The 25,510-nt window shown below is 65.5% G+C and carries 25 protein-coding genes and 1 tRNA gene; 22 read left to right on the top strand and 4 right to left on the bottom strand.

From position 1 onward, the window contains the following. The first annotated feature begins 198 nt into the window (after positions 1–198). The 10 genes from AC1AYR_RS03760 (at position 199) to mltG (ending at position 9,392) form a co-directional block, all read left to right on the top strand. Complete coding sequence (locus tag AC1AYR_RS03760) at positions 199–591, top strand: DUF4418 family protein (protein ID WP_476511350.1); 393 nt, start codon at positions 199–201, stop codon at positions 589–591. After that, positions 588–1,829 carry an ABC transporter permease gene (locus AC1AYR_RS03755; RefSeq protein ID WP_476511351.1) on the top strand — a complete coding sequence of 414 codons (1,242 nt, stop codon included), beginning with the start codon at positions 588–590 and terminating at the stop codon, positions 1,827–1,829. Before AC1AYR_RS03760 ends, AC1AYR_RS03755 begins: the two co-directional genes overlap by 4 nt. Before the next feature lie 28 nt (positions 1,830–1,857). Beyond that, positions 1,858–2,595, top strand: coding sequence for an ABC transporter ATP-binding protein (locus AC1AYR_RS03750; RefSeq protein WP_476511487.1), 738 nt, complete (start codon positions 1,858–1,860; stop codon positions 2,593–2,595). A gap of 211 nt (positions 2,596–2,806) precedes the next feature. Further along, a complete protein-coding gene (gene rpsD, locus AC1AYR_RS03745; protein ID WP_476511352.1) occupies positions 2,807–3,433 on the top strand; it encodes a 30S ribosomal protein S4 in 627 nt (208 codons plus the stop codon). A 143-nt stretch (positions 3,434–3,576) separates the two neighbouring features. Next, a complete protein-coding gene (locus tag AC1AYR_RS03740; RefSeq protein ID WP_476511353.1) occupies positions 3,577–4,251 on the top strand; it encodes a histidine phosphatase family protein in 675 nt (224 codons plus the stop codon). Between the two features lie 36 nt (positions 4,252–4,287). Further along, positions 4,288–4,680, top strand: coding sequence for a DUF948 domain-containing protein (locus AC1AYR_RS03735; RefSeq protein ID WP_476511354.1), 393 nt, complete (start codon positions 4,288–4,290; stop codon positions 4,678–4,680). Further along, the gene (locus tag AC1AYR_RS03730; RefSeq protein ID WP_476511355.1) at positions 4,680–4,916 is read left to right on the top strand and encodes a hypothetical protein; all 237 of its coding nucleotides are present in this window, start codon (positions 4,680–4,682) and stop codon (positions 4,914–4,916) included. Before AC1AYR_RS03735 ends, AC1AYR_RS03730 begins: the two co-directional genes overlap by 1 nt. Before the next feature lie 133 nt (positions 4,917–5,049). After that, positions 5,050–7,743 carry an alanine--tRNA ligase gene (alaS, locus tag AC1AYR_RS03725; RefSeq protein ID WP_476511356.1) on the top strand — a complete coding sequence of 898 codons (2,694 nt, stop codon included), beginning with the start codon at positions 5,050–5,052 and terminating at the stop codon, positions 7,741–7,743. A gap of 5 nt (positions 7,744–7,748) precedes the next feature. Beyond that, a complete protein-coding gene (gene ruvX, locus AC1AYR_RS03720) occupies positions 7,749–8,204 on the top strand; it encodes a Holliday junction resolvase RuvX (RefSeq protein WP_476511357.1) in 456 nt (151 codons plus the stop codon). 9 nt (positions 8,205–8,213) lie between these two features. Next, on the top strand, positions 8,214–9,392 hold the full coding sequence (mltG, locus tag AC1AYR_RS03715; protein WP_476511358.1) for an endolytic transglycosylase MltG: 1,179 nt from the start codon (positions 8,214–8,216) through the stop codon (positions 9,390–9,392). A 72-nt stretch (positions 9,393–9,464) separates the two neighbouring features. Here mltG and AC1AYR_RS03710 read toward each other — a convergent pair whose 3' ends face one another. Further along, positions 9,465–9,923 carry a peptidase A24 gene (locus AC1AYR_RS03710; protein WP_476511359.1) on the bottom strand — a complete coding sequence of 153 codons (459 nt, stop codon included), beginning with the start codon at positions 9,921–9,923 and terminating at the stop codon, positions 9,465–9,467. Positions 9,924–10,033: 110 nt separating this feature from the next. Between AC1AYR_RS03710 and aroC the strand changes: the two genes are divergently transcribed. The 10 genes from aroC (at position 10,034) to AC1AYR_RS03660 (ending at position 21,501) form a co-directional block, all read left to right on the top strand. Continuing rightward, positions 10,034–11,227 (top strand): chorismate synthase, encoded by a 1,194-nt coding sequence (gene aroC, locus AC1AYR_RS03705; protein WP_476511360.1) that lies wholly within the window; start codon positions 10,034–10,036, stop codon positions 11,225–11,227. A gap of 8 nt (positions 11,228–11,235) precedes the next feature. Continuing rightward, the gene (locus AC1AYR_RS03700) at positions 11,236–12,858 is read left to right on the top strand and encodes a bifunctional shikimate kinase/3-dehydroquinate synthase (RefSeq protein WP_476511488.1); all 1,623 of its coding nucleotides are present in this window, start codon (positions 11,236–11,238) and stop codon (positions 12,856–12,858) included. 36 nt (positions 12,859–12,894) lie between these two features. Continuing rightward, positions 12,895–13,344: a type II 3-dehydroquinate dehydratase gene (gene aroQ, locus AC1AYR_RS03695; protein ID WP_476511361.1), complete on the top strand. Its 450-nt coding sequence runs from the start codon at positions 12,895–12,897 to the stop codon at positions 13,342–13,344. 59 nt (positions 13,345–13,403) lie between these two features. Further along, on the top strand, positions 13,404–15,065 hold the full coding sequence (locus AC1AYR_RS03690; protein WP_034528073.1) for a CTP synthase: 1,662 nt from the start codon (positions 13,404–13,406) through the stop codon (positions 15,063–15,065). 267 nt (positions 15,066–15,332) lie between these two features. Then, positions 15,333–16,832, top strand: coding sequence for a Fe-S cluster assembly protein SufB (gene sufB / locus AC1AYR_RS03685; RefSeq protein ID WP_476511362.1), 1,500 nt, complete (start codon positions 15,333–15,335; stop codon positions 16,830–16,832). Between the two features lie 4 nt (positions 16,833–16,836). Then, the gene (gene sufD / locus AC1AYR_RS03680) at positions 16,837–18,072 is read left to right on the top strand and encodes a Fe-S cluster assembly protein SufD (protein ID WP_476511363.1); all 1,236 of its coding nucleotides are present in this window, start codon (positions 16,837–16,839) and stop codon (positions 18,070–18,072) included. Positions 18,073–18,105: 33 nt separating this feature from the next. Beyond that, a complete protein-coding gene (gene sufC, locus AC1AYR_RS03675; RefSeq protein WP_476501606.1) occupies positions 18,106–18,885 on the top strand; it encodes a Fe-S cluster assembly ATPase SufC in 780 nt (259 codons plus the stop codon). 41 nt (positions 18,886–18,926) lie between these two features. Further along, positions 18,927–20,198: a cysteine desulfurase gene (locus AC1AYR_RS03670; RefSeq protein ID WP_476555134.1), complete on the top strand. Its 1,272-nt coding sequence runs from the start codon at positions 18,927–18,929 to the stop codon at positions 20,196–20,198. Between the two features lie 67 nt (positions 20,199–20,265). Continuing rightward, positions 20,266–20,823, top strand: a complete 558-nt coding sequence (sufU, locus tag AC1AYR_RS03665) for a Fe-S cluster assembly sulfur transfer protein SufU (protein WP_476511365.1) — start codon at positions 20,266–20,268, stop codon at positions 20,821–20,823. A 90-nt stretch (positions 20,824–20,913) separates the two neighbouring features. After that, positions 20,914–21,501: a metal-sulfur cluster assembly factor gene (locus tag AC1AYR_RS03660; protein ID WP_476511366.1), complete on the top strand. Its 588-nt coding sequence runs from the start codon at positions 20,914–20,916 to the stop codon at positions 21,499–21,501. A gap of 149 nt (positions 21,502–21,650) precedes the next feature. On the opposite strand, the gene glgC is transcribed toward AC1AYR_RS03660, so the two are convergent. From glgC to AC1AYR_RS03645, 3 genes are all read right to left on the bottom strand, one after another. Continuing rightward, positions 21,651–22,898: a glucose-1-phosphate adenylyltransferase gene (glgC, locus tag AC1AYR_RS03655; RefSeq protein WP_476511367.1), complete on the bottom strand. Its 1,248-nt coding sequence runs from the start codon at positions 22,896–22,898 to the stop codon at positions 21,651–21,653. Positions 22,899–23,055: 157 nt separating this feature from the next. Beyond that, a complete protein-coding gene (locus AC1AYR_RS03650; RefSeq protein WP_476511368.1) occupies positions 23,056–23,928 on the bottom strand; it encodes a TrmH family RNA methyltransferase in 873 nt (290 codons plus the stop codon). Between the two features lie 83 nt (positions 23,929–24,011). Further along, positions 24,012–24,102: transfer RNA gene (locus tag AC1AYR_RS03645), tRNA-Leu, on the bottom strand. Between the two features lie 99 nt (positions 24,103–24,201). Here AC1AYR_RS03645 and AC1AYR_RS03640 point away from each other — a divergent pair. Both AC1AYR_RS03640 and AC1AYR_RS03635 read left to right on the top strand, forming a co-directional pair. Next, positions 24,202–24,999 carry a 16S rRNA (uracil(1498)-N(3))-methyltransferase gene (locus AC1AYR_RS03640; RefSeq protein WP_476511369.1) on the top strand — a complete coding sequence of 266 codons (798 nt, stop codon included), beginning with the start codon at positions 24,202–24,204 and terminating at the stop codon, positions 24,997–24,999. A gap of 109 nt (positions 25,000–25,108) precedes the next feature. Then, the gene (locus AC1AYR_RS03635) at positions 25,109–25,447 is read left to right on the top strand and encodes a histidine triad nucleotide-binding protein (RefSeq protein ID WP_476511370.1); all 339 of its coding nucleotides are present in this window, start codon (positions 25,109–25,111) and stop codon (positions 25,445–25,447) included. Positions 25,448–25,510 lie beyond the last annotated feature (63 nt).

The raw sequence follows: 25,510 nt of genomic DNA, 5'->3' as shown, positions 1-25,510 counted from the left end.
TACGGACGCTCCACCGGACCGTCCGTTTCACGTCTCGGCTATCGAAAAGCTCTGACGGCTTTTCGATAGGCGCCTTCGCGGCTGTAGCATGCGAATGTGAAAAGTCAAGACTTGTTTTCCCAAGGATTATCTGCTCATAATGCCTGACGTTCCAAAACGGATCTCAGAACCGATCCAGCAGTGCAGGAAGAGAGAATCATGAAGAACAAGCTCATCGCATCCGTACCGGCCATCATCGTCGGCGCGCTCGCCGCCGTCGCGCCGCAGACCTTCGCCCACGCATGCCAGGGGCACGATACGTTCGGCGCCTGCCACTGGTCGCAGCAGGCCGCCACCGGCATCGGCGTCGTGATCCTCGCGCTCGGCGTCATCGCCCTGTTCGTCGGTCCCAAGACCCGCATCGGCCTCAACATCGCCGTCATCGCGGATTCGCTGCTGCTCATCGCCGTGCCCACGTTCCTCATCGGCGTCTGTCCGGGCGCGATGATGCACTGCCGCATGGTCATGCTGCCGACGCTCATCGTGCTCGGCGTGCTCGGCGCCGTCCTCGCGGCGGCCGGCGCATGGCTCGACTCCCGCTCCCGCGCATGACGGGGGAACGCGCCGACGCCAAGGGGATGTACGTCGCGCTCGGCGCACTGCCGTTCGCCAATCTCAGACGCAGGCCCCTGCGCACGGCGGCGCTGCTCGCCGTCGTCACCGTGCTGTCCGTCGCGCTGTTCGGCGGCAGCATGCTCGGCATGAACCTCGGCAACGGCATGCGCAGCATGGAGCGTCGTCTCGGCGCCGACCTCATGGTCGTGCCGCAGAACAGCGCGAACCAGGCCGAGGCGCTGCTCACCGGATCGAACTCCAGCACGTTCTATTTCACACAGGACATCGCACGCAAGGTGGAGCGTGCCGACGGCATCGCGCAGGCCAGTGAGCAGACCTATATTTCGTCGCTCGCCGCCGCATGCTGCGAGGAGAAACTACAGATCATCGGATACGACCCGTCGACCGATTTCGTCATCGGACCATGGGTCGCCTCCCAATTCTCGGGGGATCTCAAGGACGGCGAGATGATCGCCGGAGCGAACGTCAACGTGTCCGTCGACGGCACCATCGAACTCTACGGCCGTGCATGGCCGGTCGTCGCGCAGCTCGCGAACACCGGCACGGGGCTCGACAATTCGGTGTTCATCAACCAGGGCACCGTGCCCGACATGGTCAAGGCGTCCGCCGCCGTCTCCAGGCGCGTCATGCCCGAGGAATACGCGGGCAAGGCCGTCTCCACCGTGATGATCAAGGTCGAGGACGGCTATGATCCGCAGACCGTGGCGGCGAGCATCAAACGACTCGATTCCCGTTTCTCCGACCTCGGATACGTGTATCCGGGAGGCGTGACCGCGGCGACGAAGACCGCCTTGGGCTCGTTGACCGGTTATATGGCCGTGTTCATAGCCGCCCTGTGGATGATGGGCGTCATCGTGCTGATCGCCGTGTTCGCCGCCAGCGCCGACGAGCGCAAACGCGAATTCGCATCGCTGCGCATCATGGGAGCCGCTCGCGGCATGGTCAACGGCGTCATCGCGAAGGAGGCCGCCGCCATCGGACTGTCTGGCGGCATGATCGGCGTCACGGTGGGCGCATTGGCGATACTGCCGTTCAGTGCGCTCATCGGCAGCAGATTGCAGCTGCCGTACCTGCAGGCTGGCCCGTGGACGGTCATCGGTCTCGCACTGCTCGCCGTCGCCTGCTCCACGCTGGTCGGCATCGTCTCGTCGTTCGTCGTCATGGGCAGGATCGCCCGCGGCGATGCCGACGTTATTCTCAAGGAGGGACGCTGACATGGCATCGGACATCGAGAAGAAGACCATGGGGGAGACCGGCCGTCCCACACGGGCCGAGACGGCCCCGCTGCTGCGCATCGACGATCTGACCCGAAGCTTCAAACGGCGCGGCAGATCGTTCGACGCGGTGAGCCATGTGCGCCTCGAACTCGCGGCGGGCGACTTCGTCGCCATCGTCGGACGATCCGGCAATGGCAAAAGCACGCTCATCAACATGGTCGCCGGGCTGGTGCGTCCGACTTCGGGATCGGTCGAGGTGGACGGCATGCGCGTCGCCGACCTCGACGACCGCGCGCTGTCGCTCCTGCGCAACCGCGTCATCGGCTTCGTCACGCAGGAGCAGACGCTGCTCGGCAATCTGCCCGTACTCGACAACGTCATCCTCCCGTCCACCTTCTTCCCCAATCGAATGCAGGAGGAAGCCCGAGACGGCGGCGACGGGCAGTCGATCGAGGACCGCGCGATGCTGTTGCTGGAACGTCTGGGCGTCGCGGAACTCGCCGGATGCTATCCGCGGGAACTGTCCGGCGGCGAGATGAGACGCGTGTCGATCGCACGGGCGCTCATCAACGATCCGAAGATCATCATCGCGGACGAGCCGACCGGCGATCTCGACATGGACAGCACCGCGACGGTCATGCGGCTGCTGCGCGAGCGCGCCGATCTCGGGACCGCGGTGCTCATGGTCACGCACGACGCCGATGCAGTCGGCTACGCCGACACGGTGTATCGCATGGACGCCGGAACGTTGTCCCGGGCATAGGTGTAGATTAGACGATTGGTGTCTGCCGCAAGGCGGATATCGTCTGGAGTCTTAGCCCGTCAACGGGTCGGCAGCCGGAATCGCAAGGAATCCGAATGATACGGCCGCTCGTGAGCAATCACGATGAAGCGTTGGAGAGGCCCGACTCAGCGCGGCGTCCCGCAAGGGGCATCGCGTTCCGTTCAGATAACGACAGAAAGAGAACAAACCAATGACGAACGTTCAGCGTTCCCGCCGTCAGGTGCGCCTGTCCCGCGCCCTCGGCATCGCCCTGACCCCGAAGGCCCAGCGCATCTTCGAGAAGCGCCCGTACGCTCCCGGCGAGCACGGCCGCACCCGCCGCCGCACCGAGTCCGATTACGCGGTGCGTCTGCGCGAGAAGCAGCGTCTGCGCGCCCAGTTCGGCGTGTCCGAGAAGCAGCTGCGCGCCTCCTACGAGAAGGCCACCCGCACCGCCGGCCAGACCGGTAACGCCATGCTGACCGACCTTGAGGTCCGTCTCGACAACCTCGTCCTGCGCGCCGGCTTCGCCCGCACCACCGCCCAGGCCCGTCAGTTCGTGACCCACCGTCACATCCTCGTGGACGGCAACATCGTGAACCGCCCGTCCTACCGCGTCAAGCCGGGCCAGACCATTCAGGTCAAGGCCAAGAGCCAGACCATGGTCCCGTTCCAGATCGCCGCTGAAGGCGTCCACCGCGACGTCCTGCCCGCGGTCCCGGGCTACCTCGATGTGAACCTGGCCTCCCTGAAGGCCACCCTGACCCGCAAGCCGGAGGCCGAAGAGGTGCCGGTGCAGGTCAACATCCAGTACGTGGTCGAATTCTACGCCCGCTGATCCGGGCCCACTTCTGTATCCATATACAGTCAAGGACATACCGCCGAAACCCCGTGCTCCCGAAAGGGACGCGGGGTTTCCGCGTTTCCGGGGTTCCGGGCCGGATGATTCGTCTCCGCCCCCGACCGTTGTAGAGTGGTGCCATGATTCTCCACCTGCATCTCGTCCGCCACGGACAGACCACGTTCAACAAATACAACCGACTCCAGGGATGGTGCAACGCGCCCCTGACCGCATCCGGCCTCGCCGACGCCGACAAGGCCGGTCGCAAGCTCGAAGGCATCGACTTCGCCGCAGCCTACTGCTCGGACACTTCCCGCGCCGAGATCACCGCGAAGCGCATCCTCGACATCAACGAGGCCGCCGGGCATCGACGCCCCGTGCTCGTCGCCGACATGCACTTCCGCGAGCAGTGCTACGGCTACTTCGAAGGACAGGACATGTCCCTCGCCTGGACGGCCGCCGGCGGCCCCCACGGCGCGAAGAACTACAACGACATCGTCGCGAAGTTCGGCCTCGCCGCCACCCGCGACTTCCTCAAGGAGGCCGACCCGTTCCACGATGCGGAATCCGACGAAGAGTATTGGACCCGCGTCGAGGGGGCGTTCGCGCTCATCGCCGCGAACCCCGACCTCAAGGACGGCGACCACGTGCTCCAGATCTCCCACGGCAACACGTTGCTCAGCCTCGGACATCGTTTCGGCGGTCCCGATCTCGACCTGAGCGAACGACCCGCGAACGGATCCGTGACCCTCGTCGACTTCGACACGGACAAGCCGTTCGCCGAGGCGATCGCCATCGTGTCGTATGGCAAGTGATACTCTTGTGCGGGTAACTGTGTACTAGGAGGCAATATGGGAGTTGGAGAGATCGCCGGTCTCGTCGCCGCGATAGCGTTCGCCGTGCTCGCCGGGTTCATGATCTATCCGCTGATCCGTCTGGGCAAGCTGTTCGACCAGATCGCCGATACCGTGCGCGAATCGGGCGAGCACGCCATCCCGGCGCTCGACGAGGGCGTCACCACCGTCAAGCAGGTCAACAAGTCGCTGGAGGACGTCAACAAGATCTCCGCCGCCGCCTCGACGACCGCGAACAACGTGGGCGCGCTCACCGACCTGTACGGTTCGTTCCTCGGCAAGCCGGTCATCAAGATCGCCTCCGCCGTGTACGCCCTCAAGTCGACCGCGCAGTCCTTCCTCGTCCGTCAGACCGCCGGACGCCCCGACGAGCAGGCCAAGGGGGAGTGATGTTCAAACGCATCTTCTGGGTCGGTCTCGGCTTTTCGCTCGGCGTGGTCGCCGTCACCAAGGCGCAGGCCTACGTCAAGGCCAACACCCCGGACGCGGCCCGTCAGTTCCTGCTCGGCCCCGACCAGGATCATGTCGGCATGAGGACGCTCGAAGGCCTCGTCAACGAGTTCAACGCCACGCGCCGAGCCCGCGAGGCTGAACTCAACAAGCAGTACATCGGCGAAGACCGCTGAGACGGTTCCGCGTCGTGTGCCGCCCGCACCGTACGGGCGGCACACGCATGATGTAGGACGGTTACGGCGACGGCATGATTCCATAGGGCTTCACGCCCGCACAAACACACACAACAAGGAGTTCCATCCGCTTATGCGCACCTCAGAAATCGCGAAGCGCTATCTCGACTATTTCGCGGCGCACGACCATCTGGTCGTCCCCTCCGCGTCGCTGATCTCCCCGAACCCGACCACGCTGTTCACCATCGCCGGCATGGTCCCGTTCATCCCGTACCTCATGGGCGAGCAGACCCCGCCGCACAAGCGCATGGCGTCCAACCAGAAGTGCGTGCGCACGCTCGACATCGACGAGGTCGGCAAGACCACCCGCCACGGCACGTTCTTCCAGATGATCGGCAACTTCTCCTTCGGCGACTACTTCAAGGAGGAAGCCATCCACTACGCGTGGGAGCTGCTCACCTCTCCGCAGGAGAAGGGTGGCTACGGCTTCGACCCCGAGAAGCTGTGGATGACCACGTTCACCGACGACGAGGAGGCCCGCTCCATGTGGGTCAACGAGGGCGTCGACCCCGAGCACATCCAGAAGATGGGCATGGAGGACAACTTCTGGACCACCGGCGGCCCCGGCCCCGGCGGTCCCTGCTCCGAGATCTACGTCGACCGCGGCCCCGCCTTCGGCAAGGAGGGCGGCCCGATCGCCGACGAGAACCGCTACATCGAGATCTGGGATCTCGTGTTCGAGAACTACGAGGTCGACAACGTCAAGTCCAAGACCGACCTGCACATCGTCGGCGAGCTCGAGAACAAGAACATCGACACCGGCGCAGGTCTGGAGCGTCTCGCCTACCTGCTGCAGGGCAAGAACAACATCTACGAGACCGACGAGGTCTTCCCCGTCATTGAGGCCGCCGAGCGTCTCTCCGGCCGCAAGTACGGCGAGGACGAGGCGATGGACGTCAAGTTCCGCGTCGTGGCCGACCACGTGCGCTCCGCGCTCATGATCATGTCCGACGGCGTGCGCCCGTCCAACAACGGCCGCGGCTACGTGCTGCGCCGCCTGCTGCGCCGCACCATCGAGGCCATGCGCGTGCTCGGCGTCGAATCCGAGGTGCTGCCCACCCTGTTCCCGACCTCCAAGGCCGCCATGGAGCCCAGCTACCCGGAGCTCGACAAGACCTTCCACGAGGTGAGCGAATCCGCGTACGGCGAGGAGGACGCCTTCCGCCGCACCCTCACCTCCGGCATCGAGATCCTCGACGTCGCCGTGAAGAAGGCGAAGAAGGACTCCGCCGAAGGCAAGGCCGAGGCCGTCGTCTCCGGCGACGACGCGTTCAAGCTGCACGACACCTACGGCTTCCCGATCGAGCTCACCCTCGAGATGGCCGCCGATCAGGGCGTGAAGGTCGACGAGGCGAAGTTCCGCGAGCTCATGGCCGAACAGAAGGGCCGCGCCCGCGCCGACGCGCTCAAGAAGCGCCACAACGTGGACCTGTCCGTCTACGACGACTTCAAGAAGACGCTCGTCAAGCCGATCGACTTCCTCGGCTACACCGACATGTCCGCCCGCGCCACCGTGCTCGGCATCATGCAGGAGGGCAAGGGCTCCGTCCCCGCCGTCACCGGTCCGGCCAACATCGAAGTCGTGCTCGACCGCACCCCGTTCTACGCGGAGGCCGGCGGCCAGCTCGCCGATCAGGGCGAGATCCTGTCCGACGACGGCGCCGTGCTCGAGGTCGACGACGTGCAGAAGCCGATCAAGGATCTCATCGTCCACCAGTGCCGCCTGACCGAGGGCACGCTGGTCGTCGGCACGCAGGTGAACGCCAGCATCGATCTGGCCCGCCGCGGCGCCATCGCCCGTTCCCACACCGCAACGCACATGGTGCATAAGGCGCTGCGCGAGGAACTCGGCCCGCAGGCCACCCAGCGCGGCTCCGAGGACGCCCCGAACCGTCTGCGCTTCGACTTCCAGTGGTCCAAGGCGCCGACCAAGCAGGTGATGAGCGCCGTCGAGGAGCGCGTCAACGACCGTCTGCGCGACAACCTCGTCGTCACCACCAAGGAGATGAAGTTCGACGACGCCATCGCGCTCGGCGCGATGCACCTGTTCGGCGAGAAGTACGGCGACGTCGTGCGTGTCGTGTCCATCGGCGAGGACGGCTGGAGCCGTGAGCTGTGCGGCGGCACCCATGTCGACCATGTCGGCAAGATCGGTGCCATCAACATCATGTCCGAGTCCTCCATCGGTTCCGGCGTGCGCCGCGTCGACGCCGTGGTGGGTGCGGGCGCCTACGAGTTCAACGCCCGCGAGCATGCGCTTGTCTCCCAGCTGAGCGACAAGCTCAACGCCCGTCCGGACGAGCTCGCCGAGCGCGTCAACGCGCTGCTCGCCAAGCTCAAGGAATCCGACCGTCGACTGGCCGCCATGTACGAGAGCCAGCTCGCCGCCGCTGTCCCGGAGCTCGTGAAGGCTGCGCAGGCCTCCCAGGCTCCCGTCAAGGTCGCCGCGAAGAACGTCGGTCACTTCGGCTCGTTCGACGCGCTGCGCAAGACCGTGCTCGACGTGCGTTCCCGTCTCGGCGAGGAGTCGCCGGTGGTCGTGGCCCTCGCCGGCGTGAGCGCCGACGACAAGCCGATGGTCGCGGTCGCCACGAACGAGGCTGCGCGCAAGCTCGGCATCAAGGCCGGCGACCTCGTGCGCGGCGCCTCCAAGATCCTCGGCGGCGGTGGCGGCGGCAAGCCGGACTTCGCCCAGGGCGGCGGCGCGGATGCGTCGAAGATCGACGACGCGATTAGCGCTCTCGAACACGAGGCGTTGAAGGGCTGAGCCGTTTGACTTGGCTCGGTATCGATCTCGGTGATGCTCGGGTCGGACTCGCATTGTCCGACCCGGAGCTCACCCTCGCACACCCCATCGGCAACATCCAGGCGTATGGGGATTCGTTCCGCGCGCTGGACGACGTGATCTATGTCATCGAAGACGAACAGGTCGACCACATTGTCATCGGACTGCCACTGCTACTGAACGGTGACGAAGGCAAAAGCGCCAAGAAGGCGCGTCGTTGGGCGGCCAACCTCGTCAAGCGCATCGATCGGATGATCGAGGACGGAGAAATCCACCTGAATACGACACCTGACGTAGAATTGATGGATGAACGACTCACCACGGTGAGCGCGCATCGGCAGCTGCATGAGGCGAACATCGCCGGCAGGCGGCATCGGCCTATGGTCGACCAGCAATCCGCGGTCGTGATCCTGCAATCCGCGTTGGATCGCAAAGAGCGATAGGGAGAAGTGATGTCCGAAAGCTTCAACGATTTCTTCGAGGAGAACGCACTGAAGGTCTCCGGCAACTCAGCCGCGCCCGCCGTCGAGCCGCCGAAGCCTCCGAAATCGCGCCGGGAGATGCGCAAGCGTCGCAGGAAAGGCCAGCGGAAGCGCGCGATCATCATCGTGGCCGTGCTCGTCATCCTGGCGTTCATCGGCGCAGGGTGCTTCTTCGGCTACCGGCGCATCGCCGCCATCCGCGCGGTCAACGAGTACAACAAGAGCATCTCCCAGGAGTTCGACGGCAAGGCATACGGCACCGTGTACTTCACCATCGAACAGGGGCAGGATTCGTTGACGATCGGCAGGAACCTCGTCAAGGCGGGCGTCGTCAAATCCGCCGAGACGTTCGCCGCCACGGTCTCCGCCAATTCAGCGACGCTGTATCCGGGCACGTACGAGCTGCAGAAGCACATGCAGTCCGCAGACGCCGTCGATATCCTCTCCGACCAGACCAAGGCCACCGGCTTCCTCGACGTGAAATCCGGCGAACGCGTGTCCGACGTGATCGCGAACGCGGCCCAGCTGAGCGGCATCGACGAATCCGAATTCCAGTCGGTGGTAGACGGCGGCGGATCGGGCATCCTGCCCGCCGAAGCCAAAGGCAAGTTCGAGGGATGGTTCGAGCCCGGACAGTACGACGTCAAGTCGAAGAAGTCCGCCTCCGACATCCTCAAGATGATGGTCGACAAGCGCATCGCCAAACTCGATGAGCTCGGCGTGCCGACCGGCGACGAACGCGAACGCATCCTCAACATCGCCTCCATCGCCGAAGCCGAAGTGAACATGAAGGACTACTACGGCAAGGTGACTCGCGTCATTCTTAACCGTCTCGACAAGAACATGACCCTCGGCATGGATTCCACCGTCGCCTACGGCAACAACGTGAAGTCCGCGGACATCACGCAGGCGATGCTCGACGACGAGTCGAATCCGTACAACACGCGCATCAGGAAGGGATTGCCTCCCACGCCGATCTCCAACCCCGGCGACGATGCGATCAAGGCCGCGTTGAACCCCGAGGACGGCAACTGGCTGTACTTCGTCACCGTGAACCTTCAGACCGGAGAGACCAAGTTCACCGACAACGAGGACACGTTCAACGAGTACGTTCAGGAGTACAAGAACAACAACGCCAACGCGAACTGATTCGGCCGTGACGGCCGAATCCGGTGAAGTGGGGCTCCCTCTGTGCAACGCGGAGGGAGCCCCACTCGCGTATCAGACCAGCACGGCGATGACGGCGGATGCCACGATCACGGGAACGAACGGCGTCCGTCCGGCATACGCCGTCCTGCGTTGAGGATCGAATCGAGTCCACAACGTGACGAACGCGAGTCCCGATACGCCCATCGCAAGCCACCAGGCGGCGACGTGACCCAGTCCGTACACGCCCACGGCGAGTCCCAGCGGCAGCATCGCGGTCACATCGCCCAACCCGAGCGCGCCAGGCTTCGCCAAAGCGAGCAGCAGCTGGATGCCGGTGCACAGGGCCGTGAACAGCAGCGCCTGCAGCACGACGAAGAAATCGTTCGCCATGACGGCCCATGTCAGATCGGCCGCCAGTTGGGTGACGGTTCCTGCCGCCACCCATGCGCGCGGCACACGCCGCCGCCGCACGTCCTCGACGGCGAGGGCGAGGCCGCAAATGAGACCGGGAAGGCAGTACAGGTATGGCATGCCTTAACATTAACCCCTAGTTGCAAAACGCGAGAGCCTTCCGCGCCGCGGCCAGGGGACAAGCTCCCGGCGACGGTCCGGAGGCACAGACCATGGAGGAGCGAGAGATTATGTTGCGTTGGCAGACGGCGGGCGAATCGCACGGCGAGGCGCTGGTCGCAATGATCGAGGGACTTCCCGCCGGGGTGGAGGTCACCAGCCAGGACGTGGTGGACGCATTGGCCCGTCGCCGACTCGGCTACGGCCGTGGCGCCCGCATGAAGTTCGAGCAGGACAAGGTCAGGCTCCTGACCGGCGTGCGGCATGGTTCCACGCTGGGCGGCCCCATCGCCGTCGAGATCGCCAACACCGAATGGCCGAAGTGGACCGAGGTGATGAGCGCCGATCCGCTCGACCATGAGATTCCGCGCGAAGGCCGCAACGCGCCGCTGAGCCGTCCGCGCCCCGGCCACGCGGACCTGACCGGCATGCGCAAGTATGGTTTCGACGACGCTCGTCCGGTGCTCGAACGCTCCAGCGCGCGCGAGACCGCCTCGCGCGTCGCGCTCGGTTCGATCGCAGCGAAGTTCCTCGAGCAGGCGTTCGGCATCCGGACCGTCGCCCACGTGATCTCCATCGGCGGCGCCGGCGTGGAGGATGCGGACGACGCCGTGCTGCCCACTCCGGACGACGTCGCCGCGCTCGCCGCTTCCCCGGTGCGCACGCTCGACAAGGCCGCGGAGAAGCGCATGGTCGAACGCATCGACGAGATCAAGGCGAACGCGGATACGGTCGGCGGCGTCATCGAGGTCATCGCCTACGGCGTGCCCGCGGGCATCGGCACCTACGTGGAGTCCGACCGCCGCCTCGACGCGGCCCTCGCCTCCGCCGTCATGGGCATCCAAGCCATCAAGGGCGTCGAGATCGGCGACGGCTTCCTCGAGGCCGTGCGCCCCGGCTCCGCCGCGCACGACGAGATGGTGCCCGGCGAGGACGGCCGCATCACACGTCTCACCAACCGCGCCGGCGGCATCGAAGGCGGCATGTCTAACGGACAGCCGATTCGCGTGCGCGCCGCCATGAAGCCGATCCCGTCCATTCCGAAGGCCCTGCGCACCGTGGACGTCGCCAACGGCGAGGCCGCGCAGGCCATCAACCAGCGTTCCGATTCGACCGCCGTACCGGCCGCCGCGGTCGTCGCCGAAGCCATGGTGAGGCTCACGCTCGCCAAGTACGCGTTGGAGAAGTTCGGCGGCGACAGCGTCGTCGAGACGCGCCGCAACTGCGAGAACTACCTCGCCTCTTGGCCGGAGCACATGAGGTGAGGCGCGGCATCATCCGCCCGAAGGCCGTCATCATCGGCATGATGGGCGCCGGCAAGACGCGCGTCGGCAAGGAGGTGGCCCACCTCATGCACCTGTCGTTCGCCGACGCCGACATCGAGATCGAACGCGAGGTCGGGATGAAGATCCCCGCCTACTTCGAACGCTACGGCGAACCCGCGTTCCGCGAGGTGGAGGCCGACCTCATCGCCGACTACCTCGAGGACTTCGACGGCATCTTCTCTCTGGGAGGGGGAGCGCCGATGACACCGTCCACCCAAACCGCGCTGGCCGACTACATCGCCGACGGCGGCCGCGTCGTCTACCTCGACGCCGACCCGCACGAGGCGATGGAACGCGCCAACCGCGGCGGCGGACGTCCCATGCTCAACGGCGACGCGAACGCGCGCTGGAAGAAGCTGTACCGGCAGCGCGACCCCGTGTTCCGCAAGATCGCGAACGTGCACGTGCATACGCGCAGACAGACGCCGCAGATGGCGGCGAGGAAGGTGATGGACATGATCGGCGAACGCACGGTTCACGTGACCGGCAGCGGCATCGAACCATACGACGTGGTGATCGGTGAGGGGGCGATGAACCATCTCGCCGACGTGCTGGGAGGTGGCGTCGCCAAGGTCGCGCTCATCCACACGCAGCCCGTGCAGCGCCACTCGGACCGCGCGCGCACGCTGCTGCGGCAGGCGGGCTACGACGTCATCGACGTGGTCGTGCCCGACGCCGAAGCCGGCAAGACGGTCGCCGTGGCGGACGGCGTCTGGCGTCGCCTCGGCGACGAGGGATTCACCCGTTCCGATGCGATTGTCGGCGTGGGCGGGGGAGCGGCCACCGATCTGGCCGGTTTCATCGCAGCCACGTGGATGCGCGGCATCCGCTATGTGAACTGCCCGACCTCCCTGCTCGCCATGGTCGATGCCTCCACCGGAGGCAAGACCGGCATCAACACCGCGGCCGGCAAGAATCTCGTCGGCTCGTTCTACACGCCCGCCGGCGTGCTCGCCGACACGAAGACGCTCGCCTCGCTGCCCAACGACATCTTCATCGAAGGCCTCGGTGAGGTCGCGAAATCCGGGTTCCTCGAGGATACGGAGATTCTGCGCATCCTCGAAGAGCATGGGGAGGAGCTGCGCGCCTTCGACGGCGCGACGTTCCTCGGTTCCGGCCTGGAGGACGTGGTCGCCGAACTCATCGAACGCACCGTGACCGTGAAGGTGCACCACGTGTCCGCCGACCTCAAGGAGAAAGGCAAGCGCGAGTTCCTCAACTACGGGCACACGCTCGGCCACGCCATCGAGAAGCTCGAGCACTTCCGTTGGCGCCACGGCAACGCGGTCGCCGTGGGCTGTGTGTACGCGGCCGAACTGGCGCACCAGCTCGGCTACATCGACCAGGAGCTCGTCGACTACCATCGTGCGCTGCTCTCGTCGCTGGGACTGCCGGTCAGCTGGAACGGCGGTTCGTTCGACGACGTGCTCGCGCTTATGCACAAGGACAAGAAGGCCCGCGGCAACAAGCTGCGCTTCGTCGTGCTCGACGGCACTCCCGGACACATGATCCATCTGGAGGATCCTCCGGCCGAGGCCGTGCACGAGGCGTTCCGCCGCATCCAACACTGAACCATCGTCACCATCGTCATGGAGGGAACGACAACCATGTCCACCAAAGTCATCGTCGTCAACGGACCGAACCTCGGGCGCCTCGGCGTGCGTCAGCCCGACGTGTACGGCCGCCAGGACCTTGCCGAGCTGCGTCGTCTGTGCACCACGTGGGGCGCCGAGCTCGGCCTGGAGGTCGAGGTGCGCCAGACCGACGACGAATCCGAGATGGTGCATTGGATGCACCAGGCGGCCGACGAGAAGACGCCGGTCGTCATGAACCCGGCCGCGTTCACCCATTACTCGTACGCGCTGGCCGACGCCGCCCACATGGTCGGTGACGCGGGCCTGCCGCTCATGGAGGTGCACATCTCCAACCCGTCCGCGCGCGACGAGTTCCGCAAGCGTTCGGTGATCTCCCCGGTCGCCACCGGCACCATCACCGGTATGGGCTTCTACGGCTACAAGCTGGCGCTCGACGCCGTCGCCCACATCGTCAACGGCTGATCGCCAGGGAGGGAGGAGAGAACACGCCGGGTCACGCGCGCGTGATAGAGTGAAATTCCATGGTTAGAAGAACACATGGCAATTCGCAAGAGCACGTCACCAAGCATATCTTCGTCACCGGCGGCGTGGTCTCCTCCCTCGGCAAAGGCCTGACGGCATCCTCGCTCGGCCGTCTCTTGCGTTCCCGCGGCCTGCATGTGCTGCAGCAGAAGCTTGATCCGTACATCAACGTCGACCCGGGCACGATGAACCCGTTCCAGCACGGCGAAGTGTACGTGACCGAGGACGGCGCCGAGACCGATCTCGACATCGGCCACTACGAGCGCTTCCTCGATGTGTTCCTTTCCCAGAAGGCGAACGTCACCACCGGTCAGATTTACCAGGAGGTGCTGCGCAAGGAGCGTGCCGGCGAATACCTCGGCCAGTGCGTGCAGGTCATCCCGCACATCACCAACGAGATCAAGTCCCGCATGCGCGCCCAGGCGGCGGACGACGTGGACGTGATCATCACCGAGATCGGCGGCACCGTCGGCGACATCGAATCCCAGCCGTTCCTTGAGGCGGCCCGCGAGGTGCGTCGCGAGCTCGGTCAGGAGAACTGCATGTTCGTGCACGTCTCCCTCGTGCCCTACATCTCCGCCGCCCATGAACTCAAGACCAAGCCGACCCAGCATTCCGTGATGATGCTGCGCCAGCTCGGCATCACGCCGGACGCGCTCGTGCTGCGCTCCGACCGTCCGCTCAACCAGTCCATCAAGGACAAAATCTCCCTCATGTGCGACGTGGACGCCGAAGGCGTGGTCAACTGCGTGGACGCGCCCAGCATCTACGACGTGCCGAAGATCCTGTTCAACGAGGGTCTCGACGCGTACGTGGTGCGCGAGCTCGGCCTGCCGTTCCACGACGTCGACTGGGACGAGTGGGCGGACCTGCTCGAGCGCGTCCACCACCCGAAGCACGAGGTCAACATCGCGATCGTCGGCAAGTACATCGACCTGCCGGACGCCTACCTGTCCGTCACCGAGGCCATCAAGGCCGGCGGCTTCGCCAACTGGGCGAAGGTGAACGTCAAGTGGGTGGCGGCCGACCGCTGCGAGACCGAGGAGGGCGCGGCCGCCGCGCTCGACCAGGTCGACGGCATCGTCGTGCCCGGAGGCTTCGGCATCCGCGGCATCGACGGCAAGATCGGCGCCCTCAAGTTCGCCCGCGAGCACAAGCTGCCCGCGCTCGGCCTGTGCCTGGGCCTGCAGTCCATGGTCATCGAGTACGCGCGCCACGTGCTCGGCATCGAGGACGCGAACTCCACCGAGTTCGAGCCGGACTGCGTCAACCCGGTCATCGCCACGATGGAGGAGCAGAAGGACATCGTCGCCGGCAAGGGCGACATGGGCCACACCATGCGTCTCGGCTCCTACCCGGCCGACCTGGAGGAGGGTTCGCTGGTCGCCGAACTGTACGGCTCCACGCACGTCACCGAGCGCCACCGTCACCGTTACGAGGTGAACGTGGCCTACAAGGACCGTCTGCGCGAGGGCGGCCTTAGGATCTCCGGCCAGAGCCCGGACGGCGAGCTCACCGAGTTCGTCGAGCTGCCGCAGGAGGTGCACCCGTTCTACGTGGCCACCCAGGCGCACCCGGAGTTCAAGTCCCGTCCGACCAAGCCGCATCCGCTGTTCGCCGGCCTCGTCAAGGCCGCGCTCGACCACCAGCGCGAGCGCTGACGCGAACGGCATGATGGTCCGTTCCATGGCGACGGATGTGTGAATGACGGCGACGGCCGGCATGGACGTTCCCCTTGGGGGAGCGGCTCCGTGCCGGCCGTCGCCGTCATTCCGGTTTGCGGTGTCCGTCGTACGCTTCCGAGACGAGGAGGACGACGTGTCCCAGTTCACGTTATCCTCTGAGCCAACATACGGTGTCGCCGTGGTGTTTGCACACCGCTTCTGCTAGGTTTGCGTAGGAACTTTATGTGAACGATGGAAGGCAGGATGGTGAGCGAAACACAAGCGCCAAACGCCGCCGCTGACGTGGAGATGAGCCAGTACGTGGCCGATCGGTCCCGCGTCAACGAGGATAAGATCAGACAGGATGACGAGATCATCCAGCAGTTCGGCGACTACAGCTACGGCTGGCATGATTCCGACGCGGCCGGCGAAGCCGCCAAACGAGGCATCGACGAACAGGTCGTGCGCGACATCAGCGCCGACAAGGGCGAGCCCGAATGGATGCTCGACATGCGTCTGCGCGGCTTCAAGGCGTTCCTCGACAAGCCGATGCCCAAGTGGGGCGTCGACCTGTCGGGCTTCAACGCCGACGACTTCAAGTACTACGTCAAGCCGATCGAGAAGCAGGCGAAGTCGTGGGAGGAGCTGCCGGGCGACATCCGCAACACCTACGATCGCCTCGGCATCCCGGAGGCGGAGAAGAACCGCCTCGTCTCCGGCGTGGCCGCCCAGTACGAGTCGGAGGTCATCTACAACTCCATCCAGGAGGACCTGAAGAAGCAGGGCGTCATCTTCGTCGACACGGACACCGCCGTGCGCGAATATCCGGACCTCGTGCGCAAGTACTTCGGCACCGTCGTGCCCCCGGAGGACAACAAGTTCGGTGCGCTCAACACCGCCGCATGGTCCGGCGGCTCGTTCGTGTACGTGCCGAAGGGCGTGCACGTGGACATCCCGCTGCAGGCGTACTTCCGCATCAACACGCCCGCCATGGGCCAGTTCGAGCGCACGCTCATCATCGCGGACGAAGGCTCCTACGTGCACTACGTGGAGGGCTGCACCGCCCCGATCTGGTCCGAGGACTCGCTGCACGCCGCCATCGTCGAGATCATCGTCGAGAAGCATGCGCGCGTGCGCTACACCACCGTGCAGAACTGGTCGAACAACGTCTACAACCTCGTCACCCAGCGCGCCTACGTGCGCGAGGGCGGCACGATGGAGTGGGTGGACGGCAACATCGGCTCCAAGGCCACGATGAAGTATCCGGCCTGCATCCTCGCCGAACCGTACGCGAAGGCGAGCACCATGTCGCTCGGCTTCGCCGGCAAGGGCCAGTACCAGGACACGGGCGCGAAGATGATTCACCTCGCCCCGCACACCAGCTCCACGATCGTCGCCAAGTCCATCTCGCGCGGCGGCGGCCGCTCCGCCTACCGCGGTCTGGTGAAGATCGTCAAGGGCGCGGAGGGCTCCTCCAATTCGACCGTGTGCGACGCGCTGCTCGTCGACGACTTCAGCCGCTCCGACACGTACCCGCATGTGGACGTGCGCGAGGACGACGTCTCCATGGCCCACGAGGCCACCGTCTCCAAGATCTCCGAGGACCAGCTGTTCTACCTGATGAGCCGCGGCCTGTCCGAGGAGGAGGCGCAGGGCATGATCGTGCGCGGCTTCGTCGAGCCGATCAGCCGTGAGCTGCCGATGGAATACGCGCTCGAACTCAACAGACTCGTCGAACTGCAGATGGAAGGATCGGTGGGCTGATCCCATGACCGAAACCGAAAACAAGGCGGCGGAACTGAACATCCCGGTCGCCGACCCGAACGATCCGTACAAGATCCCGGCGGCCATGCCGTCGAGCGCCGACCGCGCGCCCCGCTCATTCGAAGTGTCCGCGTTCCCGGTCCCCACGCGCGATCAGGAGGACTGGCGCTACACGCCGATCGACCGCATCGGCGAGTTCTTCGAGGTCTTCCGCCCCAGCGGCGAGACCGAAATCGAGGTGTCGATGATCGACGGCTCCCCGCTGTCCGAAGGCGTCACGCTCAGCCAGGTCAGGCTCGGCGAGAGCGCCTCCGGCACGGTCTCCAAGCCGAACGACCGCGTCTCCGCCGTCGAATGGAACTCCGGTTCCACGGCGACGATCCTGCACCTCGAAGGCGAGATCGCCCAGCCCGTGCTCGTCAAGGTGCACGGCGCCGGCGAGAACCTCGATGCGTTCCATCTCGTCATCGACGCGGCCGACCGCGCGCACGCCGACGTCGTCGTCGAACACGACGGCGATGCGCGTCTCGCCGAGGGCGTCGAAATCACCACCGGCAAGGACTCGCACGTCTCCGCCACGTTCATCCAGGAATGGGACCGCACCGCCAAGCACGTCGGCAACCACCGCATCCACGTGGGCGAAGGCGCGTCCCTGCGCCACTCCGTCGTCACGCTCGGCGGCGACGTGGTGCGCATCCGCATGGACCAGGACTTCGGCGGCGAGCAGGGCGAGCTCAACATGCTCGGCATCTACTTCGTCGACCCGGGCGAGCACATCGAACACCGCACGATGGTGGTCCACAACCATCCCGAATGCAAGAGCCGCGTCGTCTACAAGGGCGCGCTCGACGGCAAGGGCGCGCACTCCACGTGGGTGGGCAACGCGCTCATCGCGCCGACTGCCCCCGGCACGGACTCGTATGAACTCAACCGCAACCTCGTGCTCACGCCGGGCGCGATCGCCGATTCCGAGCCGAACCTGGAGATCGAGAACGGCAACATCATCGGTGCCGGCCACGCCTCCTCGGTGGGCCGCTTCGACGACGAGGAGCTGTTCTACCTCGAGTCGCGCGGCATCCCGGAGGCCGAGGCGCGCAAGCTCGTCGTGCGCGGCTTCTTCGGCGAGCTCGTCGAGGAGATCGGCATCCCGGCTGTCTCCGAGCATCTCATGGACGTCATCGACCGCCGGCTGGCCCGCGGCGAGGACGCGGCCATGGCGCAGGTGCTGGAAGACAAGTAACCCAAGACTTTTTACGGACCTTTAGGAGAACCAATGTCCACTCTCGAAATCAAGGACCTCTACGTCCACGTCGAAACCAAGGAAGGCACCAAGCAGATCCTCAAGGGCGCCTCCCTGACCGTCAACTCCGGCGAGACCCATGCCATCATGGGCCCCAACGGCTCCGGCAAGTCCACGCTCGCCTACACGCTGGCCGGCCACCCCAAGTACGTGGTCGACTCCGGCGAGGCGCTCCTCGACGGCCAGGACATCCTCAAGATGACCCCGGACGAGCGCGCCAAGGCGGGCCTGTTCCTCGCCATGCAGTACCCGGTCGAGGTGCCCGGCGTCTCGATGACCAATTTCCTTCGCACCGCGAAGACCGAGGTCGACGGCGAGGCGCCGTCCATCCGCACGTGGACCAAGGAGCTGTCCCAGGCGATGAAGCGTCTCAAGATGGATCCGAAGTTCGCCACGCGCTCCGTCAACGAGGGCTTCTCCGGCGGCGAGAAGAAGCGTGCCGAGGTGCTGCAGCTCGAACTGCTCAAGCCGAAGTTCGCCATCCTCGACGAGACCGACTCCGGCCTCGACGTGGACGCGCTGCGCATCGTGTCCGAGGGCGTGAACCGCGCCAAGGAGGCCAACCAGTTCGGTATCCTCATGGTCACGCACTACACGCGCATCCTCAAGTACATCAAGCCGGACATCGTGCACGTGTTCGCCGACGGCCACTTCGTGAAGACCGGCGGCCCGGAGCTGGCCGACGAGCTCGAGGAGAACGGCTACGACGCGTACCTGCCGGAGGGCGCCGACTCCGAGTCCGCGCTCGCCTGACGTCCACAACCTGTCTGCCTACACATAAGGGGGAAACGGCAATGACGGATTTCACAGCGATCAGGAGCGAGTTCCCGATCCTCGACCAGGAGATCCACGGGCATCCGCTCGTGTATCTCGACTCGGCGGCCACCTCGCAGAAGCCGCAGTGCGTGATCGACGCGGAGAGCGACTTCTACCGCACGATCAACGCGGGCGTGCATCGCGGGGCCCACGAGCTCGCCGCGCGTTCGACCGTGGCGTTCGAGGAGGCGCGTGCGAAGGTCGCGCGTCTCGTCGGCGCGAACGCCGAGGAGGGGAACGAGGAGGTCGTCGTCACCGGCGGCGCGACGGCGGGGCTGAACCTGCTCGCCACCGCGTTCGGCAACGCGTCGCTCGGCCGTGGGGGAGCGGCTGCCAAGCGTTTCGCGTTGAAGCCTGGCGACGAGATCGTCGTCTCGAAGGCGGAGCACCATTCGGTGCTGCTGCCGTTCCAGGAGCTCGCCTACCGCACCGGCGCCACGTTCAAGTGGATCGACCTGACCGAGGACGGGCGCGTGCGCACCGATAACCTCGACGAGGTCATCACCGAACGCACCAAGGTCGTCGCCGTCACGCATGTGGGCAACACGACCGGCGCCATCACCGACATCGCGCCGATCGTCGCCCGGGCGCACGCCGTGGGGGCCGTGTTCATCCTCGATGCCTGCCAGTCGGTGCCGCATCTCAAGGTCGACTTCCACGCGTTGGACGTCGACTTCGCCGCGTGGAGCGCGCACAAGATGTACGGCCCCACCGGCGTCGGCTTCCTGTACGGCAAACGCGAGCTGCTCGAGGCGCTGCCTCCGGCCAATTTCGGCGGATCGATGGTCGAGCTCGCGTGGATGGACCAGCCTGCCCAGTACATGGAGCCGCCGGCGCGCTTCGAGGCCGGCACGCAGCCGGTCGCGCAGGTCGTGGCCGCAGGCGTCGCCGCCGACTGGATGATGAACATCGGATTGGAGAACATCGAGGCGCATGAACGCACGATCGCCGCCGAACTGCTCAAGCTGGGCGACATCGACGGCATCCGCATCCTGGGGCCGCGCGAGAACGTGGACCGCATCGGCACCGTCGCGTTCGACGTCAAGGGCGTGCACCCGCACGACGTCGGCCAGTACATCGATGCGCAGGGCATCGCCATCCGCGTCGGCCACCATTGCGCGCAGCCCGTGCACCGCCACTTCGGCCTGTACGCCTCCAACCGCGCCTCGTCCGGCGTGTACAACACCGTCGAAGACGCGCAGGCGCTCGTCGAGGCGGCCAAGGGCATCAGGAAGTTCTTCGGAGCCTGACGCGCCCGGACGGTCCGGACCTCGGACCGTCCCCGTCTGTCCGAGGGGACGATACGATAAGGAAACTATGAACGATTACGGCATGAGCGGCGACGACCTCGAGCAGATGTACCAGGAGGTCATCCTCGAGGCCGCGAAGAACCCGCACGGCAAGGAGCATTTCGCGGCGGACCTCACCAAGGAGGGCGCCGGCGCCGAGACGTCCGGCGACACGGTGGTGCGCGCCCGCCACGAATACTGCACGCCCGGCGAATCCCACCAGTTCAACCCGACCTGCGGCGACGAGGCGACCGTGCACGTGGAGGTCTCCGACAAGGAGCCGCACACCATCGAACGCGTCGTGTGGGACGGTCAGGGATGCTCCATCTCGCAGGCCAGCCTGTCCGTCATGGTCGATCTGGTCGACGGCAAGACCGTGGACGAGGCCATGAAGCTGGAACACACGTTCCACAAGCTCATGGAATCGCGTGGCAAGGGCCTCGGCGACGACGACCTCGAGGAGTCGCTCGGCGACGGCATCGTCTTCCAGGGCGTGTCCAAGTATCCGATGCGCATCAAATGCGCGCTGCTCGCCTGGGAAGGGCTCAAGGATTCCATCGCCAAGGCGCTGGCCGCCAAGCAGTGACGTCCGATTCCCGTATGCGCGTCGCGCTCGTGGCGAAAAGCCGGGGGCGGCGCGTACAGTGGATACGACCCGACGATTTTGGAGTGAACTATGAGCGATAATCTCGTGCCCGAACCCCAGCCCAGCGTGTTCGACGCGGTGAACGGCGTGCTGCAGGACGAGGAGGCGGCCCGTCGTGTGATGGCCAATCCGGCCCTCGCCAAGGGATTCCCGAACGGCCGCCCCGCCGAACCGGCTTCCGGAGACGATGAGATGTGCGCGTGTGGCCGCCACAAGAAAAGCGAATGCGGTCATGACGATGCGGAATCGGATGACACCCACATCCCGCTGAAGTTCGTCGACGACATCGGCCGCGCCACCGCGGAGGACGTGCGCGAGGCGCTGCATCAGGTCATCGACCCGGAGCTCGGCATCGACGTCATCGACTTGGGACTCGTCTACGGCATCGAGATCGACGATCTCGGCCGTGCGATCATCACGATGACGCTCACCACGCCCGCCTGCCCGCTGACCGACCTCATCGAGGACGAGTGCGCGAGCACGCTCGCCGGCCTCGTCGAGGAGTTCCGCATCGACTGGACGTGGCAGCCCCGCTGGACGATGGACAAGATCACGCCGGAGGGACGCGAGCAGCTCGCCGCCCTCGGCTTCAACTTCGACAATCTGCCGAAGTACTAGGAAAACGCCGGAGACGGCATCGGCGAAACGTCCATCGCTCTCACGGTCCGCATGGTTCGTGAGAGCGGGCGATATTCCACCGCAATGAGAAGGCCGCCTCCCGAATCCATGATGGTTCGGGAGGCGGCCTTCGTCTGAAGAACCGACCGTCAGTCGTCGACGACGGTGCCCTTCGGCACGACGGTGATGCCCTCGGGCGTGACGGTGAAGCCACGGGCGAGATCATGCTCGGTGTCGATACCGACCGTCGAGTTTTCGGTGAGCACGACGTTCTTGTCGAGAATCGCCTTGTAGACGCGTGCACGACGGTTTACGACGACACCGTCGAACAGCACGGAATCCACGACCTGCGCCCACGAATGGATGCGCACGTTCGGCGAGAGCACGGAGTGGTGCACTTCGCCGCCGGAGACGATCACGCCGGGGGAGACGATCGAATCGGTCGCGTGGCCGAGGCGGTCGCGGCCGGCGTGCACGAACTTGGCCGGCGGCAGGGTGCCGGAGTTCGTGTAGATCGGCCACGCCTGGTTGTACAGGTTGAACTCGGGCACATAGGCGATGAGATCCATGTGCGCGTCGTAGAACTGCTTGATCGTACCCACGTCGCGCCAGTAGGCGTGGTCGGTGGGCGTCGAGCCCGGAATCTCGTTCGAGTTGAAGTCGTACACGCCGGCCTCGCCGCGGGAAGCGAAGTACGGGGCGATGTCGCCGCCCATGTCGTGCTTCGTGTTCTCGTTCTTCTCGTCCTTGGCGAGCGCGTCGAACAGAGCGTCCGTGTTGGCCACGTAGTTGCCCATGGAGGCGAGGAACGAGTTCGGGTCGTCCGGCAGGCCCGCGCAGGTCTCCGGCTTCTCCAGGAAGCTCTTGATCTGGTTCGGATGATCCGGGTCGACGTCGATCACGCCGAACTGGTTGGACTGTTCGATCGGCTGGCGGATGCCGGCCACGGTGAACTCCGCGCCGGATTCGATGTGCTGCTCGACCATCTGGCCGAAGTCCATGCGGTAGACGTGGTCGGCGCCGACGATCACGACGATGTCCGGCTGGACGTCCTCGATGATGTTGATGGTCTGATAGATGGCGTCCGCAGAGCCGAGGTACCAGTGCTTGCCGAGACGCTGCTGCGCGGGGACCGGGGAGACGTAGTTGCCGAGCAGCGAGGAGAAGCGCCACATCTGGGAGATGTGACGGTCAAGGGAATGGGACTTGTACTGGGTGAGCACGACGATGTGGCGGTAGTCGGAGTTCACCAGGTTGGACAGCGGGAAGTCGATGAGGCGGAACACGCCGCCGAACGGCACTGCCGGCTTCGCGCGGTCGCGGGTCAGAGGCATCAGACGGGTGCCCTCGCCGCCGGCCAATACGATCGACAAAATCTTCTGCTTGTTTTTGGCCATTGTCTTACGTTGCTCCTCTCAACAACTTCCAGCGCCTTCCGGCGCCGCTCGGGGTCACAGACCGGGCTTCCTCGCTCCGGCCTCACACTGACAATGATTGCACAAAAACGACGACACGCAAGCAACGCCGCGCCGCGCGTCCCGGCGTGTCACGGCGTTATGCCCGGTGCGGACGCGTCGCGTAGAAGGCGACCGCGCTGGAGGCCGCCACGTTGAGGGAGTCGACGCCGTGGGCCATCGGAATCTTCACCGTCAGGTCGGCGCGGGCGATGGTGTGGTGCGACAGGCCGTCGCCCTCGGTGCCGAAGATGAGGGCCAGCTTGTCGATGTGGTCGGTTTCGGACGGGTCGTTGTCGAGACGCCTGGTGAGTTCGTCGAGACTGATCGAATCGTCCTCCAACGCCATCGCGACGGTGGTGAAGCCGAGCGACTTCAGTTCGTCGATGCCCCGGAACGGCCAGTAATGCTTGTCCTCGCCGCCGATGCGCGTCCACGGGATCTGGAAGACGGTGCCCATCGAGACCCGGGCGGCGCGACGGTACAGGGGGTCGCCGCAGGAGGGGGTGACGAGCACGGCGTCCACGTCAAGAGCCGCGGCCGAACGCATGAGGGCGCCGACGTTCGTATGATCGACGATGTTCTCCATCACCGCGACGCGCGTCGCCCCCTCGCACACCTCGGCGACGGACGACAGCGGCCAGCGGCGCATCGCGGACAGCGCGCCGCGGTGCAGGCGGTATCCGGTCAGACGCTTCAGCTGGTCGGGGGAGGCGATGTAGACTGGCACGTCCGGCCCCCAATGCCCGTCGATGAACGAGAACTCGTCCGCCATACCCTCGATCCACGGTTCCTCGACCAGCAGGGAGATCGGTTCGCGGCCCGCCGCCAGAGCCCGGTCGATGACCTTCGGGGATTCGGCGATGAACAGGCCCTTGGATGGTTCGAGACGGTTGCGCAGCTGGATTTCCGTGAGATTGACGTAGGCCGACACGCGTTCGTCGTCGATGGATTCCAGGTGAACGAAGCGCATGGCGGAAGCCTCCTGTAGGTGAGCCGGATCGGGGAGTTCGTGTGGAGATACAAGAAAACCCCTTGTTTCCAAGGGGTTTTCGATGGTGCCCGAGACGGGACTTGAACCCGTACGCCCGTTAAAAATAGGCACTAGCACCTCAAGCTAGCGCGTCTACCATTCCGCCACCCGGGCAGGTGCTTGTCGCTGTGAAGCAACGAATGAATACAATACACGTTTTCCGCATCTAGGCAATCATCGGCGTGTCGCAATGGTGCTGATAGCCTTGTGGGCATGACGAAAGCCTTGTTTCTCTTGGATTCCGACCGTGACGACGTTCCGGTCCATTCGGACGAGCTCAACGCCGGGTGGAAGCTCACGCTGCCCGCGCAGGTCAGACGGCATGCGGTGCAGTCGATGCGCCTGAAAACCGGCGACGAGCTCCAGCTGTCCGACGGGCGGGGGCTGCGCGTCACCGCGGTGCTCGACGATCCGGACAACGGCGTCGCCGAAGTGCGCGAGTTCGTGCGCGAACCCGCTCCGGTGACGCGTCTCGCGCTCGTGCAGGCCCTCGCGAAGAACGGCCATGACGAACAGGCCGTCGACGTGGCCACGCAGATCGGCGTCGACGAGGTGATTCCCTGGCAGGCGGACCGTTCCATCGCCAAATGGAAGAACGGCCGCACCGACCGCAAATGGAGGACGACACTGGACGCCGCCACCGAACAGTCCCGGCGAGCATGGCGTCCCGAACTGGGGGAGTGCGTCTCCTCGAAGCAGATCGTCGCCATGTGCCTTAGGGCCAACGTGCACGGCGACCTCGTCATCGTGCTCCACCAAGACGCCACCGACACGTGGACGTCGGTGGAAAGGCTCGTGTCCGCCCTCGCGGACCGTTGTCTCGAAGACGCCAAGGCCCGCACCGTGTACGTGGTGGTCGGCCCCGAAGGCGGCATCAGCGAGGAGGAGGTCGCAGCGTTCACCGAAGCCGGCGCGCACAGCGTCGTGCTCGGCTCGAACATCCTCCGGGCGTCCGCCGCCGGCCCGGTGGCGCTGTCGCTGCTCAGCCGCGCGCTGGGACGGTACGCGTAAAGCGGATGTACGCCGGCCTGCCGGAGGACGGTGACGGGACGCGCTAAGCTGGGTGCGGAAACCATGGCCGTGCGGCCCAGCGTCGCGCGACCCGCATGAAGGAGCAACCATGAGCGCATCGGACGACTGCCTGTTCTGCAAGATCATCGCCGGGGACATCCCCAGCGCCAAGGTATACGAGGACGACACCACATACGCCTTCAAGGACATCAACCCCAAGGCCAAGGTCCACGTGCTGGTCGTGCCGAAGAAGCACTACGCGAACGTAGCCGAGCTCGCCGCCGCCGACCCCGCCCAGCTCGCCCACATCGTCGAAGTCGCCCAGCACATCGCCGACGACGCCTTCCACGGCGCGTTCCGTCTCGTGTTCAACACCGGCCTCGACGCCGGACAGACCGTCTTCCACGTGCACGCGCATGTGATGACGGGCGAGAAGCTCGACGAGTAGTCCGCCCCTCCCCGCCGGCGGACGGCCGGCGGGACCATACCTTCATCCGAACGGTCTTATATT

This window comes from Bifidobacterium sp. LH_417, assembly GCF_056357035.1.
The sequence above is the reverse complement of the archived record's forward strand: the minus strand, read 5'-3'. Positions and strand labels throughout refer to the sequence as shown.

What these genes read in the sequence shown, in the direction of transcription:
- AC1AYR_RS03760 (WP_476511350.1), top strand. Translation starts at nt 199, where the DNA reads ATGAAGAACAAGCTCATCGCATCCGTACCGGCCATCATCGTCGGCGCG.
- AC1AYR_RS03755 (WP_476511351.1), top strand. Translation starts at nt 588, where the DNA reads ATGACGGGGGAACGCGCCGACGCCAAGGGGATGTACGTCGCGCTCGGC.
- AC1AYR_RS03750 (WP_476511487.1), top strand. Translation starts at nt 1,858, where the DNA reads ATGGGGGAGACCGGCCGTCCCACACGGGCCGAGACGGCCCCGCTGCTG.
- rpsD (WP_476511352.1), top strand. Translation starts at nt 2,807, where the DNA reads ATGACGAACGTTCAGCGTTCCCGCCGTCAGGTGCGCCTGTCCCGCGCC.
- AC1AYR_RS03740 (WP_476511353.1), top strand. Translation starts at nt 3,577, where the DNA reads ATGATTCTCCACCTGCATCTCGTCCGCCACGGACAGACCACGTTCAAC.
- AC1AYR_RS03735 (WP_476511354.1), top strand. Translation starts at nt 4,288, where the DNA reads ATGGGAGTTGGAGAGATCGCCGGTCTCGTCGCCGCGATAGCGTTCGCC.
- AC1AYR_RS03730 (WP_476511355.1), top strand. Translation starts at nt 4,680, where the DNA reads ATGTTCAAACGCATCTTCTGGGTCGGTCTCGGCTTTTCGCTCGGCGTG.
- alaS (WP_476511356.1), top strand. Translation starts at nt 5,050, where the DNA reads ATGCGCACCTCAGAAATCGCGAAGCGCTATCTCGACTATTTCGCGGCG.
- mltG (WP_476511358.1), top strand. Translation starts at nt 8,214, where the DNA reads ATGTCCGAAAGCTTCAACGATTTCTTCGAGGAGAACGCACTGAAGGTC.
- AC1AYR_RS03710 (WP_476511359.1), bottom strand. Translation starts at nt 9,923, where the DNA reads ATGCCATACCTGTACTGCCTTCCCGGTCTCATTTGCGGCCTCGCCCTC.
- aroC (WP_476511360.1), top strand. Translation starts at nt 10,034, where the DNA reads ATGTTGCGTTGGCAGACGGCGGGCGAATCGCACGGCGAGGCGCTGGTC.
- aroQ (WP_476511361.1), top strand. Translation starts at nt 12,895, where the DNA reads ATGTCCACCAAAGTCATCGTCGTCAACGGACCGAACCTCGGGCGCCTC.
- AC1AYR_RS03690 (WP_034528073.1), top strand. Translation starts at nt 13,404, where the DNA reads ATGGTTAGAAGAACACATGGCAATTCGCAAGAGCACGTCACCAAGCAT.
- sufB (WP_476511362.1), top strand. Translation starts at nt 15,333, where the DNA reads ATGGTGAGCGAAACACAAGCGCCAAACGCCGCCGCTGACGTGGAGATG.
- sufD (WP_476511363.1), top strand. Translation starts at nt 16,837, where the DNA reads ATGACCGAAACCGAAAACAAGGCGGCGGAACTGAACATCCCGGTCGCC.
- sufC (WP_476501606.1), top strand. Translation starts at nt 18,106, where the DNA reads ATGTCCACTCTCGAAATCAAGGACCTCTACGTCCACGTCGAAACCAAG.
- AC1AYR_RS03670 (WP_476555134.1), top strand. Translation starts at nt 18,927, where the DNA reads ATGACGGATTTCACAGCGATCAGGAGCGAGTTCCCGATCCTCGACCAG.
- sufU (WP_476511365.1), top strand. Translation starts at nt 20,266, where the DNA reads ATGAACGATTACGGCATGAGCGGCGACGACCTCGAGCAGATGTACCAG.
- AC1AYR_RS03660 (WP_476511366.1), top strand. Translation starts at nt 20,914, where the DNA reads ATGAGCGATAATCTCGTGCCCGAACCCCAGCCCAGCGTGTTCGACGCG.
- glgC (WP_476511367.1), bottom strand. Translation starts at nt 22,898, where the DNA reads ATGGCCAAAAACAAGCAGAAGATTTTGTCGATCGTATTGGCCGGCGGC.
- AC1AYR_RS03650 (WP_476511368.1), bottom strand. Translation starts at nt 23,928, where the DNA reads ATGCGCTTCGTTCACCTGGAATCCATCGACGACGAACGCGTGTCGGCC.
- AC1AYR_RS03640 (WP_476511369.1), top strand. Translation starts at nt 24,202, where the DNA reads ATGACGAAAGCCTTGTTTCTCTTGGATTCCGACCGTGACGACGTTCCG.
- AC1AYR_RS03635 (WP_476511370.1), top strand. Translation starts at nt 25,109, where the DNA reads ATGAGCGCATCGGACGACTGCCTGTTCTGCAAGATCATCGCCGGGGAC.